The organism is Paracoccus sp. AK26, assembly GCF_011801365.1.
Taxonomy (GTDB): domain Bacteria; phylum Pseudomonadota; class Alphaproteobacteria; order Rhodobacterales; family Rhodobacteraceae; genus Paracoccus; species Paracoccus aerius.
Window position 1 is genome coordinate 2,522,612 of record NZ_CP041041.1, and the last position, 17,414, is coordinate 2,540,025.

The 17,414-nt window shown below is 66.9% G+C and carries 22 protein-coding genes; 11 read left to right on the forward strand and 11 right to left on the reverse strand.

The genetic code is table 11. The annotated features are described in order from the left end of the window. Positions 1 to 8: 8 nt before the first annotated feature. Positions 9 to 665: a COQ9 family protein gene (locus tag FIU66_RS12540; protein ID WP_167623082.1), complete on the reverse strand. Its 657-nt coding sequence runs from the start codon at positions 663 to 665 to the stop codon at positions 9 to 11. A 95-nt stretch (positions 666 to 760) separates the two neighbouring features. On the opposite strand from FIU66_RS12540, the gene rpsU reads away from it, so the two are divergent. Further along, positions 761 to 967: a 30S ribosomal protein S21 gene (gene rpsU, locus FIU66_RS12545; protein ID WP_103173489.1), complete on the forward strand. Its 207-nt coding sequence runs from the start codon at positions 761 to 763 to the stop codon at positions 965 to 967. A gap of 58 nt (positions 968 to 1,025) precedes the next feature. On the opposite strand, the gene FIU66_RS12550 is transcribed toward rpsU, so the two are convergent. Both FIU66_RS12550 and FIU66_RS12555 read right to left on the reverse strand, forming a co-directional pair. After that, positions 1,026 to 1,877, reverse strand: coding sequence for an alpha/beta hydrolase (locus FIU66_RS12550; RefSeq protein WP_167623083.1), 852 nt, complete (start codon positions 1,875 to 1,877; stop codon positions 1,026 to 1,028). Between the two features lie 2 nt (positions 1,878 to 1,879). Beyond that, positions 1,880 to 2,341, reverse strand: coding sequence for an Lrp/AsnC family transcriptional regulator (locus FIU66_RS12555; protein ID WP_103173147.1), 462 nt, complete (start codon positions 2,339 to 2,341; stop codon positions 1,880 to 1,882). A 130-nt stretch (positions 2,342 to 2,471) separates the two neighbouring features. Between FIU66_RS12555 and ald the strand changes: the two genes are divergently transcribed. After that, the gene (ald, locus tag FIU66_RS12560) at positions 2,472 to 3,590 is read left to right on the forward strand and encodes an alanine dehydrogenase (protein ID WP_167623084.1); all 1,119 of its coding nucleotides are present in this window, start codon (positions 2,472 to 2,474) and stop codon (positions 3,588 to 3,590) included. 36 nt (positions 3,591 to 3,626) lie between these two features. On the opposite strand, the gene mscL is transcribed toward ald, so the two are convergent. The 3 genes from mscL to FIU66_RS12575 form a co-directional block, all read right to left on the reverse strand. After that, entirely contained in the window at positions 3,627 to 4,088 is a 462-nt protein-coding gene (mscL, locus tag FIU66_RS12565) for a large conductance mechanosensitive channel protein MscL (protein ID WP_167623085.1), read from the reverse strand. A 128-nt stretch (positions 4,089 to 4,216) separates the two neighbouring features. After that, positions 4,217 to 4,843 (reverse strand): DsbA family protein, encoded by a 627-nt coding sequence (locus FIU66_RS12570; RefSeq protein WP_167623086.1) that lies wholly within the window; start codon positions 4,841 to 4,843, stop codon positions 4,217 to 4,219. After that, positions 4,837 to 5,355 carry a DUF721 domain-containing protein gene (locus tag FIU66_RS12575; RefSeq protein WP_167623087.1) on the reverse strand — a complete coding sequence of 173 codons (519 nt, stop codon included), beginning with the start codon at positions 5,353 to 5,355 and terminating at the stop codon, positions 4,837 to 4,839. Before FIU66_RS12575 ends, FIU66_RS12570 begins: the two co-directional genes overlap by 7 nt. A 135-nt stretch (positions 5,356 to 5,490) precedes the next feature. Between FIU66_RS12575 and FIU66_RS12580 the strand changes: the two genes are divergently transcribed. Continuing rightward, positions 5,491 to 6,516: an A/G-specific adenine glycosylase gene (locus tag FIU66_RS12580; RefSeq protein ID WP_167623088.1), complete on the forward strand. Its 1,026-nt coding sequence runs from the start codon at positions 5,491 to 5,493 to the stop codon at positions 6,514 to 6,516. A 58-nt stretch (positions 6,517 to 6,574) separates the two neighbouring features. After that, positions 6,575 to 7,666, forward strand: coding sequence for an alkane 1-monooxygenase (locus tag FIU66_RS12585; protein ID WP_240544691.1), 1,092 nt, complete (start codon positions 6,575 to 6,577; stop codon positions 7,664 to 7,666). On the opposite strand, the gene FIU66_RS12590 is transcribed toward FIU66_RS12585, so the two are convergent. After that, positions 7,663 to 8,157: a L,D-transpeptidase gene (locus FIU66_RS12590; protein WP_201281063.1), complete on the reverse strand. Its 495-nt coding sequence runs from the start codon at positions 8,155 to 8,157 to the stop codon at positions 7,663 to 7,665. The genes FIU66_RS12585 and FIU66_RS12590 overlap by 4 nt on opposite strands. Continuing rightward, positions 8,154 to 9,212 (reverse strand): GTP cyclohydrolase II, encoded by a 1,059-nt coding sequence (gene ribA / locus FIU66_RS12595; protein ID WP_167623090.1) that lies wholly within the window; start codon positions 9,210 to 9,212, stop codon positions 8,154 to 8,156. The genes FIU66_RS12590 and ribA overlap by 4 nt, the downstream gene beginning before the upstream one ends. A gap of 136 nt (positions 9,213 to 9,348) precedes the next feature. On the opposite strand from ribA, the gene FIU66_RS12600 reads away from it, so the two are divergent. Then, entirely contained in the window at positions 9,349 to 10,035 is a 687-nt protein-coding gene (locus FIU66_RS12600; protein ID WP_167623091.1) for a response regulator transcription factor, read from the forward strand. Positions 10,036 to 10,186: 151 nt separating this feature from the next. After that, entirely contained in the window at positions 10,187 to 10,639 is a 453-nt protein-coding gene (locus tag FIU66_RS12605; protein ID WP_370528917.1) for a DUF2267 domain-containing protein, read from the forward strand. A gap of 183 nt (positions 10,640 to 10,822) precedes the next feature. On the opposite strand, the gene FIU66_RS12610 is transcribed toward FIU66_RS12605, so the two are convergent. Next, the gene (locus tag FIU66_RS12610; RefSeq protein ID WP_167623092.1) at positions 10,823 to 11,797 is read right to left on the reverse strand and encodes a glutathione S-transferase family protein; all 975 of its coding nucleotides are present in this window, start codon (positions 11,795 to 11,797) and stop codon (positions 10,823 to 10,825) included. Between the two features lie 54 nt (positions 11,798 to 11,851). Next, positions 11,852 to 13,168: an MFS transporter gene (locus FIU66_RS12615; RefSeq protein WP_167623093.1), complete on the reverse strand. Its 1,317-nt coding sequence runs from the start codon at positions 13,166 to 13,168 to the stop codon at positions 11,852 to 11,854. 149 nt (positions 13,169 to 13,317) lie between these two features. Between FIU66_RS12615 and FIU66_RS12620 the strand changes: the two genes are divergently transcribed. From FIU66_RS12620 to FIU66_RS12640, 5 genes are all read left to right on the forward strand, one after another. Beyond that, the gene (locus tag FIU66_RS12620; RefSeq protein ID WP_167623094.1) at positions 13,318 to 14,103 is read left to right on the forward strand and encodes an exodeoxyribonuclease III; all 786 of its coding nucleotides are present in this window, start codon (positions 13,318 to 13,320) and stop codon (positions 14,101 to 14,103) included. Positions 14,104 to 14,258: 155 nt separating this feature from the next. Further along, positions 14,259 to 15,167: a thioredoxin gene (gene trxA / locus FIU66_RS12625; RefSeq protein ID WP_167623509.1), complete on the forward strand. Its 909-nt coding sequence runs from the start codon at positions 14,259 to 14,261 to the stop codon at positions 15,165 to 15,167. Positions 15,168 to 15,171: 4 nt separating this feature from the next. Further along, positions 15,172 to 15,798, forward strand: a complete 627-nt coding sequence (locus FIU66_RS12630) for an LON peptidase substrate-binding domain-containing protein (protein ID WP_167623095.1) — start codon at positions 15,172 to 15,174, stop codon at positions 15,796 to 15,798. Beyond that, on the forward strand, positions 15,795 to 15,989 hold the full coding sequence (locus FIU66_RS12635; protein WP_167623096.1) for a Trm112 family protein: 195 nt from the start codon (positions 15,795 to 15,797) through the stop codon (positions 15,987 to 15,989). Before FIU66_RS12630 ends, FIU66_RS12635 begins: the two co-directional genes overlap by 4 nt. Next, on the forward strand, positions 15,989 to 16,660 hold the full coding sequence (locus tag FIU66_RS12640) for a rhomboid family intramembrane serine protease (protein ID WP_167623097.1): 672 nt from the start codon (positions 15,989 to 15,991) through the stop codon (positions 16,658 to 16,660). Before FIU66_RS12635 ends, FIU66_RS12640 begins: the two co-directional genes overlap by 1 nt. Here the strand turns inward: FIU66_RS12640 and FIU66_RS12645 are convergent. Continuing rightward, a complete protein-coding gene (locus FIU66_RS12645) occupies positions 16,649 to 17,329 on the reverse strand; it encodes a DUF2268 domain-containing putative Zn-dependent protease (protein ID WP_167623098.1) in 681 nt (226 codons plus the stop codon). The two genes, FIU66_RS12640 and FIU66_RS12645, sit on opposite strands and share 12 nt — an antisense overlap. Positions 17,330 to 17,414 lie beyond the last annotated feature (85 nt).

Here is a 17,414-nt window from a genome sequence, read left to right on the forward strand (position 1 = left end):
GTTTCTCCTTACGGGCGGGTGCGACCGGGCAGATCGCGCGAGCCGGGCGCCCGGATCCAGCCGAACGCCATCTGCGCCAGCTTTTCCGCCCCCGGCAGCTTGCGCAAGGTCGATTTCACCTGCTCGAACCGCATCACGCCGTCGATGCGCCGGTCGATGAAGGCGCGGGTTTCCCTGTGGTCGGGCGAATCGTCGCCCAGCCAGAACAGGACCGTGGCGCTGACCACGGCGGACAGGGTGGCGCGCTTGGAATACCAGTTCACGTCGCGCGACCCGTCGCCCAAGCCGGTCCAGATCACATCAGCCGTTTCCCAGACCAGCCGCGCCGCAAGGGCAGCGTTCTGCGGCAGCGACAGCGTGGCCGCGCCCGCGCGCACCAGTTCGGCATCGACCAGCATCAGGCGGCGCCAGATCGCCTCGGCCACGCGGTCGCGGAAGCGGCCCCCCGGGGGCGTCTGGGCCAGGCTGTCGCGCAGCATCGCATCGGCGCGGCGGTGATAGGCCGCGGCCAGACTTGCCCCGCCCTGGGGAAAATGAACCCGCGCCAGGTCGGGCGACATGGTCAGGTCACGCGCCCCTGCCATCAGGGCGCGATCGTTCATCCCCTCGAACGGGACATGGGTCAGGGCGGCGTCAAGCAAGGCATCGCGGTCGGTTCGGGTCATAGGCGGCCTCCTGTCTGGACAAGTGCGCCCCGGCCTGATAGGGGGGCGCATCCTGCAATCTTGCAACTCTAACCTAGGAAGGTGGTGACAACCACATGCAGGTCAATGTTCGCGACAACAACGTCGAACAGGCGCTCCGTGCCCTGAAGAAAAAACTTCAGCGCGAGGGTGTGTTCCGCGAAATGAAGCTTCGGCAGCATTTCGAGAAGCCGTCGGTCAAGAAGGCCCGGGAACAGGCCGAGGCCGTCCGCCGCGCCCGCAAGCTGGCCCGTAAAAAGGCACAGCGCGAAGGCGCACTGTAAGGCGACGCGATCCGCGTTTCCGTCAAACCCCCGCAGCGCAAGCCGCGGGGGTTTGCGTTTACCGCCACAGGTGCAGATCCAACGCATCCGCCGTCGACGGCCCCATCAGCGATCCGTGGTCTTCCTGCGGATAGGGGCGGTAAAGAACCTCCACCCCCGGAACGCCCGACAGGATCCGCACCAGCAATGTGGGATCATGCGGATGGTTCTGCCGCGGACGCCCGGCCTGGGCGATCATCACCTGGATCGCCGGATCGACCGTCCCGCCCGCTGCCGCGACGCCGCCGGCGAAGGCCGCCGCCTCGCGCTGCGATTCGCCTGCGTTCCACCAGACCGAGGGATCGGCCGCGACGTAGCGCGCGAACAGGCGGGGGCGGGTGAACAGCGCGTGCAGCACGAACAGCCCGCCCAGCGAATGGCCGTAGATCGTCATGTCGCGCAGGTCCAGCGGGTGACGTCGGGAAAGTTCCGGCAGCAGTTCCTCTGCGATCATGGACAGAAAGGCTTCGCGCCCGCCGGTCGGCCGGTCCGCGGGCGGGGCGCGATAGAACAGGATCGGCGCCACCGGCGCCATCGCGCGCGAGGTCAGGTCGCGCCAGCGGCGGTTCGCGTTTTCATAGCTGATGCCGACCAGGATCACCGGCGCATCGCGCGCCCGGGTTTCGCGATGATGCCACAGATGCGGAAAGGTCGTGCCGCCGTCCAGCGAAAGGACCACCGAATAGCCCTCGCGCGGCGGCGGAACCTTCGGCAGGCCCACGAAGATACGCCACTGGTCGCCTGGCGGGCCAAAGGCGAAGTGGCTGGCGCGAGGATCGTCGATTGCAGGCGGCGGTTCGCGCCGGGGTTGCGCCAGTGCGGGTGTCGCCAGCGACGTGGCCAGCAGCGACAGCAGATGACGGCGCAGCATCCTCACACCGGGATCGCAGTGGTGCGGAACACCGTGCGCAGCGCGAAGGAGGAATGCATCTGCGCCACGCCGGGCAGGCGGGCCAGGTGCTGGCGGTGGATGCGGGCGAAGTCGTCGGTATCCTCGACCACGATCTTCAGCAGGTAATCGGCCGTTCCCGCCATCAGGTGGCATTCCAGCACGTCGGGAATCGCGCGCACGCCCTTCTCGAAGGCCTCCAGCACCTCGTCCGCCTGGCCCGACAGGGTGATTTCCACGAAGACGGTGGTCTGGCGGCGCAGCTTGCGCGCGTCCAGCAGCGCGACATAGCCGTGGATCACGCCCGTCTCCTCAAGCCGCTGAACCCGGCGATGGCAGGCCGAGGGCGACAGGTGGACGCGCAGCGCCAGTTCGGCATTGCTGATTCGCCCCTCTTTCTGAAGAAGGGCAAGGATTCGGCGGTCTATTGCATCAAGGTCCGACATGGCCGGATATTCTTCGCCAGAAGCGCCGATAGCCAGTGGTTTGTTTCGCGACCAATGCCGAAACGGCTCCAGCTTCGCAGCATCTTGCAGCGGATCGGTGCGACACTTTCCCAAAGCATGGGAGGAATGCATGAAGATCGGTTGCCCGAAGGAAATCAAGCCGCAGGAGTTCCGCGTGGGCATGACCCCTGCCGCCGTCACCGAGGCGGTGGGACGCGGCCACGGCGTGCTGGTGGAAAGCGGTGCGGGGCTTGGGGCGGGCTTCACGGACGAAGACTATGCCGCTGCCGGGGCCAGCATCGCGCCGGATGCAAAGTCGGTCTTCGACGGGGCCGAGATGATCGTGAAGGTCAAGGAACCCCAGCCCGCCGAACGCGCGATGCTGCGCGAGGGCCAGGTGTTGTTCACCTATCTGCACCTTGCGCCCGACCCCGACCAGACCCGCGACTTGCTGGGATCGGGGGTCACCGCCATCGCCTATGAGACGGTGACCGATGCGCGCGGCGGTCTGCCCCTGCTGGCGCCCATGTCAGAGGTGGCGGGGCGTCTGGCCCCGCAGGTCGGATCCTGGGCGCTGCAGAAGGCCAATGGCGGGCGCGGCGTGCTGCTGGGCGGTGTGCCGGGCGTCAGGCCCGCCAATGTCGTCATCATCGGCGGCGGCGTGGTGGGCACGGCGGCGGCCCGCGTGGCGGTCGGCATGGGCGCCAATGTCACCGTCACCGATCGGTCGGTCACGCGGCTTTCCTATCTGGACGACATCTTCATGGGGCGCCTGACCACGCAATATTCCAGCGCGGCGGCAACGGCCGATCTGATCCGCACGGCAGACATGGTGATCGGCGCGGTGCTGATCCCCGGCGCCGCGGCCCCCAAGCTGGTGACGCGGGACCAGTTGTCGACCATGCAGCCGGGATCGGTCCTGGTGGACGTGGCCATCGACCAGGGCGGCTGCTTCGAGACATCGCGCGCGACGACGCACCAGGATCCGATCTACGAGGTCGACGGCGTGGTCCATTACTGCGTGGCGAACATGCCGGGGGCGGTGGCGCGCACCTCAACCCAGGCGCTTGGCAATGCCACCCTGCCCTTCCTGCTGGCCTTGGCGGACAAGGGCTGGCGGCAGGCGGTGCTGGAAGACCCGCATCTGCGCGCGGGCCTGTCGACGCATGGCGGGCGCCTGACCTCGCCCCCCGTGGGCGAGGCCCTGGGGCTTGAGGCGATCACGCCCGACCAGCTTCTGGCGGGATAAGGAACGGCCCGGCGCGATGCCTCGCGCCGGCACCTGTCACGGCCTTGGCAGCGGATAATCCGCCATCGTGGCACGGTCGGCCAGCAGGTCGCGGATCTGGGCCAGCAGTTCTTCCTGGGTGGGACCGGCTGGGGCGGGTTCTTCCACTTTCTGCCGAAGCGCCGCGCGTTGCAGGCGGTTCACCACCTTGACCAGCAGAAACACCGCCCAGGCGATGATGAGGAAGTTCAGCACCGCCATCAGGAAGGATCCATAGGCAAAGATGGCCGCCCCGGAATTGCGCGCCGCCGCAAGGCTTGCGCCGTCGGGGACGGTGCCGGACAGGACAATGTACTTGTTCGTGAAATCGATGCCGCCGGTCAGCAGGCCCAGGATCGGGTTGATCAGGTCCTCGACGACGGAATTCACGATGGATGTAAAGGCCGCGCCGATGATGATCCCGACCGCCAGGTCGATCACGTTGCCTCGGGCGATGAATTCACGGAACTCTTTGATCATGGGCAAGCATCCCTTGTGCCATGCGCCGCTTTGGCGCAGGCGAAGGATGCGGCCCGATTTGACAAAAAGCAATTCCCAGATGAACCGGGATCATGGCCCGCCCGTCCGGCGAGCCATGCGTCCAGGGCTTACTGGGCAGCCTCGGCCAGCTTGCCCTCGATCACCTGCTTCATGTCGTCCCAGGGCTGGTTCATGACCTTTTCGCCGCCGATGATGAAGGTCGGCGTGGCCTCGATCCCATCGGCGCTGGCATTCTGCTGGAAGGTCGCGATCAGCTGTTCGGCCTTGGCGGTGTCTTCCCAGCAGGCGGTCATCTGTTCCTCGGTCATGCCGGCCTTCAGGCCGATCTTGCGCAGGTTCGCGGCGATCTCCTCGCCCGTGCCGCCGGCCAGCCATTGCTCCTGTTCGTCAAAGAGCATGTCGGACACGGCATAATACTTGTCGTCGCCGCCGCAGCGCGCAAGCACTCCGGCCCACAGGCCGGGCTGGTCGAAATACACGTCGCGCTGGATGAACTTGACCTTGCCGGTATCGACATATTCGGCCTTTAGCCGGGGCCAGTTTTCTTCGTGGAAGTTGGCGCAATGCCCGCAGGTGAAGCTGGCATATTCCACGATGGTCAGCGGCGCGTCATCGGCGCCAAGCGCGATGTCGGGCAGGGCTTCCGCCTGGGCCGCGGGGGCGGCATCCTGGGCCATCGCGGCCGGGGCGGCGATGGCGATCGCCAGTGCGGCGGCGGCAGAACGGATCAGCATGGAAAATCCTTTCGGTGGTTCCGGTGTCGTTTGGTTGCGATGTTCAGGGCCAGCCGGGCAATGGCCTCGGCCAGGGCGGGATCGTCGAACTGGCTGGCGATCTGGTCGGCCTGCTGGCGGACCTGCGGATCGGGCGTGGCGGGCTGGGCAGGGGCCGCGGCAAAGACGGCACGGCCTTCGGCAAAGCCCGTGGCGGCGGTCTGGGTCAGCATGATGCGTTGCACGGCATTGTAGCCATAGCAGGCGTTCACCCGTTCGCGCAGCTGCGGAAGCTGCATTTCCACCAGCGGCGCGGCGGGGCCGGTGGTCAGCAGCGTCAGCGTCGCGCCAAAGCCGCCCCGCTGATGGCTGATGCGGACCGGGCGGGTCATCGCGGAAAGCTGGGGGCCGGCGATCTCGGGCCAGTGGGTCAGCAGGCGGGCCACGGCGAAGCCCCGCCCCTCGGCCGCCTTCTGCACCCGGTCGGCCAGCAGGATCGAAGCCTGCTGGAAGCCGCGCCTGCGGCGTGCCATGGGGTTGCGGGTACGGTCGGGCGGCTGCGCCTTCATTGCCTGTTGCCCATCTTTGCCTGATGCGATGTCACGCCCATATCCTTAATCAGGCCCGCGCCGGGATGAAAGCGCGGCGACAGGACAAGGGATTGATAATTGCGTGACATCCGGGTGATCGCCCCGCAGCTTCTGGATTGGTACGACCGCCACGCGCGCGTCCTGCCCTGGCGCGTGCCGCCCGGTGGGGACGCGCCCGACCCCTACCGCATCTGGCTGTCCGAGGTGATGCTGCAACAGACCACCGTCGCGGCAGTGAAGGCCTATTTCGAGCGTTTCACGACGCTGTGGCCGACGGTGCAGGATCTGGCGGCGGCGCCCGACGCGCAGGTCATGGCCGAATGGGCCGGGCTTGGCTATTACGCCCGCGCCCGCAACCTGCTGGCCTGCGCCCGCGCGGTGGCGGCAGCGGGCGGGTTTCCGACGACGCGCGACGGGCTGCAGGCGCTGCCGGGGATCGGGGCCTATACCTCGGCCGCGATCGCGGCGATCGCCTATGACGCGCCAGAGACTGTGGTTGATGGCAACGTCGAACGCGTCGTGGCGCGGCTGTTCGCGGTGGAAACGCCCCTGCCCGCCGCCAAACCGGAACTGTTGGCACTTGCCGAAACACTGACCCCGCAGCAGCGGCCGGGTGACTATGCGCAGGCGATGATGGACCTGGGCGCGACCATCTGCACGCCGCGCAGCCCCGCCTGCGGCATCTGCCCGCTGATCCACGACTGCGACGCCCGCGCCCAGGGCATCGCCGCCAGCCTGCCGCGCAAGGCGCCGAAAGCCGCCAAGCCCGACCGCACCGGCATCGCCTGGGTCGCCCGCCAGGGCGACGCGGTGCTGTTCGAGGAACGCCCGGCCAAGGGCCTTCTGGGCGGCACGCTGGCCTTCCCCTCGGCCCATTGGGACGGCCGCGACATGCCACCGCCGGGAAAGGCGAACTGGAGAGAGATCGGCCATGTCCGCCATGTCTTCACCCATTTCACCCTGTCCCTGCAGGTGATGCTGGGCGATCTGGACGCGGCCCCGGCGCGCGGCCACCTGGTGCCCCTGCGGCATGTCGACCGCGAGGCGCTGCCGGGCCTGATGCGCAAGGTCTGGGATATGGCGCGGGCCGAGATCGCCGCATAAGATCACGGGCATGAGCGATTCAACCCCAGGCAGATTGCCGCCCGCCGCGCCGTTCTGGATGTCCGTGGTCATGCTGCCGCTGGTCGTGCTGGCGGCAGGCAGGGGGGGCTTCTGGTGGATGCTGCTGCCCGCCTATGCCTGGTATCTGACGACGGCCCTTGACGGCGTGCTGGGGCTGAACGAGGCAAACCCTGATCCCCAGACCGAAACGCGCGCCCTGTTCTGGCACCGCGCCGTCACGGTTGTCTGGTTCCCGCTGCAATTCGCCGCGATCTTCGGCTGCATCTGGTATGCTAGCCGTGCGGGGCACTTGTCGGGGCCGGAAAAGCTGGGCCTGTTCTTCGGCCTGGGCGTTCTGTCCGGCACCATCGGCATGGTCTATGCCCACGAGCTTCTGCACCAGAAGACGGCCGTGGAACGCTGGATGGGCGACCTGCTGCTGGCCTCGACGCTGTATTCCCATTTCCGGACCGAGCATCTGCTGGTCCATCACGCCTGGGTATCCACCCCCCGCGATGCCGTGTCGGCGCGCTACAACGAAGGCTTCTACAGGTTTTTCTGGCGGGTCTTGAGGCAAGGGCCGCGCAGCGCATGGCGGGCCGAAGCCCGGCTGCTGGCGCGGGCCGGACGCAGGCCGTGGGACCGGCGCAGTCCGTTCTGGCGCTATGGGATGCTGCAAGGGGCGATGGTCCTGCTGGCCCTGGCCCTGGGCGGCCTGCAGGGACTGGGTTTGTTCGTCTTCCAGGCCTTCGTGGCGATCTGGCAGTTGGAGTTGACGAATTACGTCGAACATTACGGCCTGACGCGCAAGCATCTGGGCGAGGGGCGGTATGAACATATCCTGCCGCGCCACAGCTGGAACGCCAGCCACAGGGTGTCGAACTGGCTGCTGATCAACCTGCAGCGCCATTCGGATCACCACTACAAGCCCGACCGGCGGTTCCCCCTGCTGCAGACCTATGGGCAGGACGAAGCGCCGCAACTGCCCATGGGCTATCCGGCGATGACCTTTGTGGCCATGGTGCCGCCCTGGTGGCGGCGGCGCATGAACCCGCGCGTCCGCGCCTGGCGCAGGCAGTTCTATCCCGAGGTGACGGACTGGGGCCCCTATAACCGGGGCGATCTGCCGATGCCCAGGAACGCCCTTTAGGGCACGATCACCCGCGTGCCCGGCCGCGCATGGCGCGCGATCCAGATCAGGTGCGGACGCGCAAAGGCAATGCAGCCCTCGGTCCCGTATCCCGGCCGGCGCCATTGATGCAGGAAGATCGCCGACCCCCGGCCCGGCACGGCATCCGGCCAGTTCCAGTCGGTCGTCAGGATCAGATCGTAAAGCGGATCGGCCCGGCGCAGCTTTTCATGGCTGGCTTTCAAAGGTGCGCGGGCATGGTGGTTGTAACCCGGATGGTCCGGCGCGTCGCACCACAGATCGCCCGGCCCGATGACCCGCGCCCAGGGGGCGGGCCGCGCCAGCCGGTCGGGACGATACCACAGCCCCGTGATCCGCATCATCCCGGCAGGCGTGGCCTTGTCGCCCTCGCGCTTGTCGCGGGTGACGCCGCGCTTGCCGATGCTGCACGGAAAGACCCGCCCGCGAAAGCGCACCCCTTGCGGCGTCAGGACCAGATCGTCGGGCCTCACAGCAGATGCCCCGACTTTTCGGCCTTGGTGTCCAGATAAGCCTCGTTGAAGCGGTTGCGGCCGACGACCAGCGGCACGCGTTCGGTCACGGTGATGCCGTGGCTTTCCATCATCGCCACCTTGCGCGGGTTGTTGGTCATCAGCCGGGCCTGCGTGAACCCCATCCGCCGCAGCAGGGCCGCGCCAATGCGGAAGTCGCGCTCGTCATCCTCGAATCCCAGGCGGTGATTGGCCTGCACGGTGTCGAAGCCCTGGTTCTGCAGGGCATAGGCGCGCATCTTGTTGGCAAGCCCGATGCCGCGCCCTTCCTGGTTCAGATACAGCAGCACCCCCTGTCCCGCCTGCCCCATCGCGGTCAGCGCGGCGTGCAGCTGCGGGCCGCAGTCGCATTTCAGGCTGCCCAGCACGTCGCCGGTGAAGCAGGCCGAATGCAGCCGCGCCAGCACCGGCGCGTCGCGGGGCGGATCGCCGATCTCGATGGCGTAGTGCTCGGCCCCGCCATCGTCGGGACGGAAGATATGCAGCCGCGACCGTTCCGCCGCCAGCAGCGGCAGGTTTGCGGCGGCAACCGGGGCCAGGGCCGCCTCGTGCGCAAGCTGCGCCAGAAGGGGGCCGGGCGCGACCTGGGTCAGGCCGGGCAGCGGCTCGGCCGCCACCACCAGCACGGCGGGCAGCAACTGCGCGGACTTCGCAAGCGCCAGCCCGGCCATATGCGCCGTCGCATCCCCTTCGCGTTCCGTGAACAGCGGTCCCTTCATCGGGGTCATCAGATCGCCCGAAGGATCGGCCAAGGCCCGCAGCCAGGCATGGTCCGCATCGCCCGGCACGATGACGCGGGCCAGCCCCTGGTCATAGGCCCGGGCCTTCAGCGTCTCGGCCCGCCGTCCGGTCAGCGCAAGGACCGGACGGCCCAGGGCGCGAATCGCGTCAAGCCGCGCGGGCGCCAGGGTTTCCACCGCCGCGACCAGATGATGGCCGATCATCACCGGCAATCCGGTGCGCAGGTCGCTGCGCGCGCGGGATACGGTTTCGGCCAGGGTGGGGATCAGGCTCATCGGCGATCCTGCGGAATTGAAACAAAGTGAAACATAAGCGCCCTGACCGACAACTCCATGTGAGATTTTCGACATGATGCTGGACGCATGGCCGGACGCACGCCACCTACTCGCCCAACAAGATTGAGGAGGCAACATGCCCGGACTGAAAAAGATCCTGCTTGTCGATGACGAGGAAGACCTGCGCGAGGCCCTGGCCGAACAGTTGATCGCCACCGACGATTTCGACGTGACCGAGGCCGGCACCGGCGCGGGCGCCGTGGACGCCGCCAAGGGCGCGATCTTCGACCTGGTGATCCTGGACGTGGGCCTGCCCGACACCGACGGCCGCGAATTGTGCAAGAAGCTGCGCAAGCTGAACGTGAAATGCCCCATCGTGATGCTGACCGGCCATGACACCGATGCCGACACGATCCTGGGCCTGGACGCGGGCGCCAACGACTATATCACCAAGCCCTTCAAGTTCCCGGTCCTGCTGGCCCGCCTGCGCGCGCAACTGCGCACGCATGAACAGTCCGAGGACGCGATCTTCCAGCTTGGGCCCTATACCTTCAAGCCGGCGATGAAGATGCTGATCGACGGGAAGGACCGCAAGATCCGCCTGACCGAGAAGGAAACCAATATCCTCAAGTTCCTGTATCGCGCACAGGACGGGGTGGTGGCCCGCGACGTGCTGCTGCACGAGGTCTGGGGATACAATGCGGGCGTCACCACGCATACGCTGGAAACCCACATCTATCGCCTGCGCCAGAAGATCGAACCCGATCCCAGCAATGCGCGCCTGCTGGTGACGGAATCGGGCGGATACCGGCTGGTGGCGTGACACGCCACTGCGACACAAGAAACTGCGACACAAGAAAAGGTCCGGCCATGCCGGACCTTTTTGGTTCTGGCAAAGATGCGGACAAATCTGCCGTGACAGGTTAACCTTGCTGGTGTCGAGGGAAACAACTGGGCGGCCCCTGAAAATGCCTATGCCATGGACTTATCGGCATTCGTCCAAGGAGTGGCGGGCAATTCTGGATGACCTGAAGGACAGGATGGATTTGGTGTCTGACAACAGCGCCTACACCGCCTTGGATGCTGTTCTTCAAGTCTTCCGACGCCGCCTTACGGCCCAGGAAGGAATAGATTTTGCATCCGTGCTGCCGTCCGTTCCCCGAGCCATTTTCGTGGCAGGGTGGAAAGTGGATAACCCCCCACTTCCCTTCGCCGATCGAGAGGCGCTGACCCTGGAGGCGAAACAGGTCAGGCCGCACCACAACCTGACCCCTTCCAATGCTATCGAGGCAACAGCCTGGACCCTTCGCAGATACGTGAACGCGGCCGATCTGGAGCGGGTCCTGGCGCGTCTTCCACAAGAAGCCCGCGAGTTTTGGCACGCCCATGTCAGCAGTCCCGATGAGCTGAAACAACGGATCTTCTGACAAAAATGTCCAGAACCGCGGCGAAGGAGTGAACGCGAAAGACGGAATGCGTTCAGGCGGTCCGGTTCTGGAACCCGCGGCCTGGAAACGCGTTATCCGTCCGAAGCCCAGTGGCCGGAGGATGCGGCCACACTCTCCCTCCCCTCTCTGATGCCCCGGCGTTTTCCCGCGCCGGGGCTTCGTTCATCCGCGGCCATGTGGCGCGGTCCAATCCGCATCGGGACCGATGGGGATGATGCGGTGCGGGTTCACGGTGTCGTGGCTGAAGTAGTAGTGGCGCATGAAATGATCCGGCCGGACGGTCTGGGCCACGCCGGGCATCTGGTACAACTCGCGTGCCCAGGCCCACAGGTTCGGGTAATCGACGATCCGGCGGCGGTTGCACTTGAAATGCGTGTGATAGACCGCATCGAAGCGGACAACCGTGGTGAACAGGCGCCAGTCGGCCTCGGTCAGGCGGTCTCCGGCAAGATATCGGTTCTCGGACAGGATCCCCTCGATCCAGTCGAGGCTGTCGAACAAGGGGTGGACCGCCTTGTCATAGGCTTCCTGCGACGTGGCGAAGCCCGCCTTGTAGACGCCGTTGTTGACCGTGTCATAGATGCGGTCGTTCAGATGCTCGACCTGTTCTCGCAGGTCTTCGGGCCAATAGTCGTCGGTGTTTCCGGTGATGCCGTCAAAGGCGCTGTTGAACATGCGGATGATGTCGCTGCTTTCGTTCGACACGATCCGATCCCCGTCGCGGTCCCACAGCACCGGCACCGTGACCCGGCCCGATGCCTTGGGATCCGCGCGCAGGTACAGCTTGTACAGATATGGCTCGCCGAACAGCCGGTCGCCGGTGGCGCCGTCGAAGTCGGTGCGGAACTCCCACCCGTTCCACAGCATGTCGGGATGCACGGCCGAGACGTCGATGTGATCCCCAAGCCCCTTCAGCGCGCGGAAGATCAGCGCACGATGCGCCCAGGGGCAGGCATACGAGACGTAAAGGTGATAGCGCCCGCTTTCCGCCTTGAAGCCCCCTCCTCCGGTCGGGCCGGGACTGCCATCGGCGGTCACCCAGTTGCGGTGCTTGGCCGTGTCGCGGACAAACTCGCCGCCGCTTGCCTCGGTGTCATACCATTCGTCCTTCCAGACCCCGTTGACCAGTTGGCCCATGTTCCCCGTCCTCCTGCTGATTGACAGGGGAACGGGGCAAAAGGGGATGCGGTTTCAGGCAATGGCCTGATCGCGCGTCTCGGTCTTGACCAGCAGCAGGGCCAACGCGCCCAGCAGCAGCAGCGCGGCAAAGACGCCGATGGCGAAACCGAAGCCCTTGGCAAAGACGAAGGCCAGCAGGCTGGGGGCCAGGATCCCGCCCAACCGCGCCACCGCACTGGCGGTGCCCATGCCGGTGCCGCGCAGGTGGGTGGGGTAAAGTTCGGGCGTGAAGGCGTAAAGCGCGCCCCAGGTGCCCAGCAGCGCAAAGCTCATCAGGATCAGGGCAGCAGCGATCATGGCAGTTCCCGTCGCCACCGTGAACAGCGCGCAGCCCGCGGCGCTGAGCAGCAGGAAGCACAGCAGCGTCGCCCGGCGACCCACCGCCTCGACCCCCCAGGCGGCCAGGGCATAGCCCGGCACCTGCGCCAGGGCCAGCACGACCAGGAATTCGTATCCGCGCACGAAGCCGAAGCCTTCCGTCGCCAGTTGTCCCGGCACCCAGACAAAGACGCCGTAATAGGACAGCGACACCAGGAACCACACCGCCAGCACGCCGATGGTCCGCGACCGCAGCATGTCGGAAAAGATCGAGGTCTCGGCCCCCGTGGGAACCTGTGCGGGAACCAGTTCCGCATCGCGCGGCAGCGCCTGCATCCCGTTCGTGACCAGCACCCGGTCGACCACCGCCTTGGCCCCCGCCTTGTCGCCCTTGCGGATCAGGAACATGGGCGATTCGGGCACCCAGAGCCGCAGGAAGATGCCGATCAGGGCCGGAATCGCCGCCACCGCGAAGATCCACCGCCAGGGCGCCACCGCCCCCTGCGCCACCGCGACCCAGGCGGTCAGGGCAACGACGATCGTTCCCACGGCCCAGAAACCCTCCAGCCAGACCAGCCAGCGGCCGCGGTTCCGGGGCGGCAGGAACTCGGCCATCATGGCATAGTCCACGGGCAGCGTGCCGCCCACGGCAACGCCGGTCAGGAAGCGCAGCACCAGAAGCAGCGTGAAATCCTGCGCAAACACGGACGCCAGCCCGAAGATCGCGTCCATGCCCACGGTCAGCACCAGGATGTTGCGGCGCCCGATCCGGTCCGCGATCCGGCCAAAGGCGAAGGCGCCCAGGAACATGCCCGCAAAGAACACCGTGCCGATCTGGAAGGCCGTCACGCGGTCGATCCCGAAGGTCGCAGCGACGGACGGTGCCGCAAAGCCCACCGCGATGACCTGCATCGCGTCCGCCGCCCAGACCAGTCCAAAGATCCCCAGAAGCCGCCATTGGAACCGCCCGGCCCCGCCGCGCGCCAAGGCCTCGTCCACCGTCAACTGCATCTCGCCCCCCTTTGCCCGATGGCATTGCTTAACGGCAGTCGCCGACATCACCAAGCCGTGATTGTGCCGGTGCAGCATTTTCCTGCCGTTGCGTCAACTCGACAGGGCGGATCGGCGCGGCTAGTGTCCGCCCGCCAAAGGAGACTGCCATGTTCACCATTGCCACCTGGAACATCAACTCGGTCCGACTGCGCGAAGGGCTGGTCGCGCGGTTCCTGACCGAGGAAGCGCCGGACGTGCTGTGCCTGCAGGAATGCAAGTCCCCGGTGGACAAGATCCCGCTCGACCAGTTCCGGGCGCTTGGCTACCACCACATCGTCGCGCGCGGGCAAAAGGGCTATAACGGCGTGGCGATCCTGTCGCGCCTGCCCATCACGGATGCGGGCGACCGCGACTATGCCAGCCTCGGCCATGCCCGCCATGTCGCGGCGCGGCTGGAAAACGGCGTGACGATCCACAACATCTACGTGCCCGCAGGCGGCGACATCCCCGACCGCGAACAGAACCTCAAGTTCGGCCAGAAGCTGGATTTCGTGGCCGAAATGCGCGACGTCTTCCATGCCGACAAGCCCGAAAAGGCGATCCTGGTGGGCGACCTGAACATCGCCCCGCGCGAGGATGACGTGTGGTCCCACAAGCAGATGCTCAAGATCGTCAGCCACACGCCCGTCGAGGTCGATCACCTGCTGTCGGCCCAGGATGCGGGCGACTGGGTGGACGTGACGCGCCAGGATATCCCGTCCGGGCTGCTCTATTCCTGGTGGAGCTATCGCGCCAAGGACTGGCACACCGCCGACAAGGGCCGCCGCCTGGACCACATCTGGGCCAGCCGCGACATCGCCAATGCCGCCCATGGCAGCCGCGTCCTGCGTCCCTGCCGGGGCTGGGAACAGCCCAGCGACCATGTGCCCGTGCTGGCCTCCTTCGATCTTTGACGCCCCTTTACCTTGGCGCAAATATCCCACAGGGGGTCTGGGGGACGTGAAGTCCCCCAGCTTCGCCGCCCGAAACAACCCTTCCCCTTCACGGCCCCAGCCCCCATATTGCGCCCAACAGTTCAGACCCGAACCTTCTGGGGATCTTCATGACCATGCTCTTTGACGGCGCCACCGACGCACCCAAGCCCAGCGACTTCATCAAGGACGTGACCGAGGCGAACTTCATGGCGGAAGTCGTGCAGGCCTCGATGCAGGTGCCGGTGATCGTGGATTTCTGGGCGCCCTGGTGCGGCCCCTGCAAGACGCTTGGCCCGCAACTGGAAGCCGAGGTCGCGCGCCACAAGGGCCGGGTGCGCATGGCCAAGGTCAATGTGGACGAAAACCAGATGATCGCCGCGCAACTGCGGGTGCAGTCGATCCCGACGGTTTACGCCTTCTTCCAGGGCCAGCCGGTCGATGCCTTCCAGGGCGCCATCCCGCAAAGCCAGATCAAGCAGTTCGTGGACAAGCTGGCGGCGCTGTCGGGCGATGACGGCGGGCTGGCTGACGCCCTTGCCGCGGCCGAGCAGATGCTCGAGGAAGGCGCCTTTGCCGATGCCGCCGAAACCTTTGCTGCCATCGCGGCGGAAGATCCCGCCAGCAACGATGCCTGGGCAGGCCTGGTCCGCGCCCATCTGGCCGCGGGCGACGCGGATGCCGCGCAAGCGGCACTGGACGCAATCCCCGCCCCCGCCGCGACCAGTGCCCCGGTCGAGGCCGCGCGTGCCCAGTTGCACCTGGCCCGCCAGGCCGCGAAGGCCGGGCCGCTGGATGCCCTGCAATCCAGGGTGGACGCCGATCCCGACGACCAGCAGGCACGACTGGAATACGCTCAGGCCCTGCACGCCGCCGGCCGGGTCGACGAGGCCATCGACATCCTGCTGGACAGCTTCCGCCGCGACCGCGACTGGAATGAAGGGGCTGCCAAGGCCCAGCTTCTGACCATCTTCGACAGCCTCAAGCCCAACGACCCGCTGGTCCAGAAGGGCCGCCGGCGCCTGTCCTCGATGATCTTCGCCTGATCCGATGCGGTTCCGCTTCGATCTGCCCTCGCGAATCCCGCTGTTCCCCCTGGAGGGGGCCGTGCTGATGCCCCGGGCGCGGATCCCGCTGCATGTCTTCGAGCCGCGCTACCTGCAGATGCTGGACGACGCACTGAAGACCGAGCACCGGCTGATCGGCCTGATCCAGCCCGAGGGCGAGGGCCTGGCCACGATCGGCTGCGCGGGCCGGGTCGTGGCCTTTTCGGAAACCGACGACGGCCGGCAGATGATTTCGCTTCTGGCGGTGTCGCGCTTCCGCCTGACCGAGGTGCAGGAGGGATTCACCCCCTATCTGATGGCCGAGGTCGACTGGTCCAGCTTTGCCCGCGATCTGAAGGGCCCCGAGGAAGACAAGGGCATGGACCGCGACGCGCTGTTTCCGCTGCTGCGCCGCTACATGGACTCGCATGAACTGTCGACCGACTGGGACGCCGCCGCCGAGGCCCAGGACGAAGCGCTGATCAATTCGCTGTCGATGGTCCTGCCCTTTTCCTCGGGCGACCGGCAGGCGCTTCTGGAAAGCCCAACCCTGGCCGATCGTCGCGAACTGCTGCAAGGCCTGATCGAATTCGCGCTGCATGGCGGCGATACCGAGGACCGTTTGCAATGACCCAAAGCCCCCATCCCGGCTTCGACCGCCACATGCTCGAGGCGCTTGTCTGCCCCGTCACCCATGCCACCCTGTCCTATGACGCGGCGCGGCAGGAACTGGTTTCGCAGGCGGCCGGCCTGGCCTTCCCGATCCGCGCGGGCATTCCGATCATGCTGCTGTCCGAAGCCCGCCAGATCAAGGCGGACTGATGGTGGCCCACAGCGACCCCTTTGTCGCCATGCAGGACAGCCTGCGCCCGCGCCTGCCGATGTGGGTCAAGATCGTGATCGCCCTGTGCTGCGCGATCCAGGTCCTGACCATGGGCGCCGACCTGCTGGGCTATCCCATCGTGCAGCAGGCCCTGGTGATCTTTGGCGGCTTCTGGTCGCCGGTGGTCTGGGCGGGCCACGGAATCTTTCCCGGCCATGTGCTGACGATCTTCGTGACCTATGGGTTCCTGCACGCGGGGCTTTTGCACCTGGGCATGAACATGCTGTCGCTGGTGGCCCTTGCGCGCGAACTGAACCGGTTGATCGGTCCGGCCCGCATGGCGCTTGTCTATGCCCTGTCGCAGGTCGCGGCGGCCTTGCTGTTCGCGGTGATGACGCCCGATGGAGGGCCGATGATCGGCGCGTCGGGCGCGATCTTCGGCCTTGCCGGCGCGCTTGTGGGCTTTGCCGCCGTCACCGGCTGGCGCCGCCGGCGCCCGCTGGGGCAGCTTTGGCGAGGCGTTGCGGTGATGGTGGTGCTGAACGTGGCGCTGACCGTTCTGATGCCCTCGATCGCATGGGAGGCGCATCTGGGCGGCGCGCTGGCGGGCCTGCTGATGGGCGGCTGGATGGCGATGTCGCGCAGCCCCCGCCGATTTTCAGGCCTCTGACGGCGGCGCGTCCGGGGCCGGCCCCTCGGCCTGTCCTTCCGACGCCGCAAGCCGGCGCAGGGCCTGGCGGAACGGGTCGGCGGGCGCAAGCGCCAGAAGGGCCGCATTGTCGTTCGGATGATGGGCCAGATGTTCGGCGACCAGTCGATGGCCCAGGCTGTTGCCGGTCCCCCGCCGCAGGTCGCCCTTGCCCCCGAACCAGCGGCCATGATCGTAATCCTGCCGCGCCCATTCGTTCATCGCCTGCCGCATGGCCCCCTGCGCGGGCCGGACCGCATCCGTGGCATCCGGCTGCCCGCCCAGCACCTGCAGCACGAAATGCCCCGCTAGCCCTTCGCTGACCAAGGCCTCGCCCAGCGAACGGCCATAGCCGGGGCCGCTCCACCGAAGCAGATGGGCCAACTGGCGCACAAGGGCGCGACCAAAGGCGTCCGGGGCGAACCGGGCGGGATTCACCGCAACCTCGACCACGCCGGGGGAGGGGCAATGGCCCTGAACCGCCCCGTCGGCCGAACGATCCGACTGCGCGCGAAGGACCAGATCGAAATCCGGCAGATCGGCATGGATCGAAGCCCGCGCCACCGCATCCCGGCTGGCCTGCCGGATCTCGGACAGGACCGGCGTCAGGTTGTGGCGCGCATTCAGAAGATGGATGTGACAAGTGGTCATGGTCCGGGTATATCCGGTCGCAAGGGCGCCTGCCAGCGGGCGGAAGCAACGGCCAGAACCTGGCGGCGAAGGGCGTCTGCTGTTG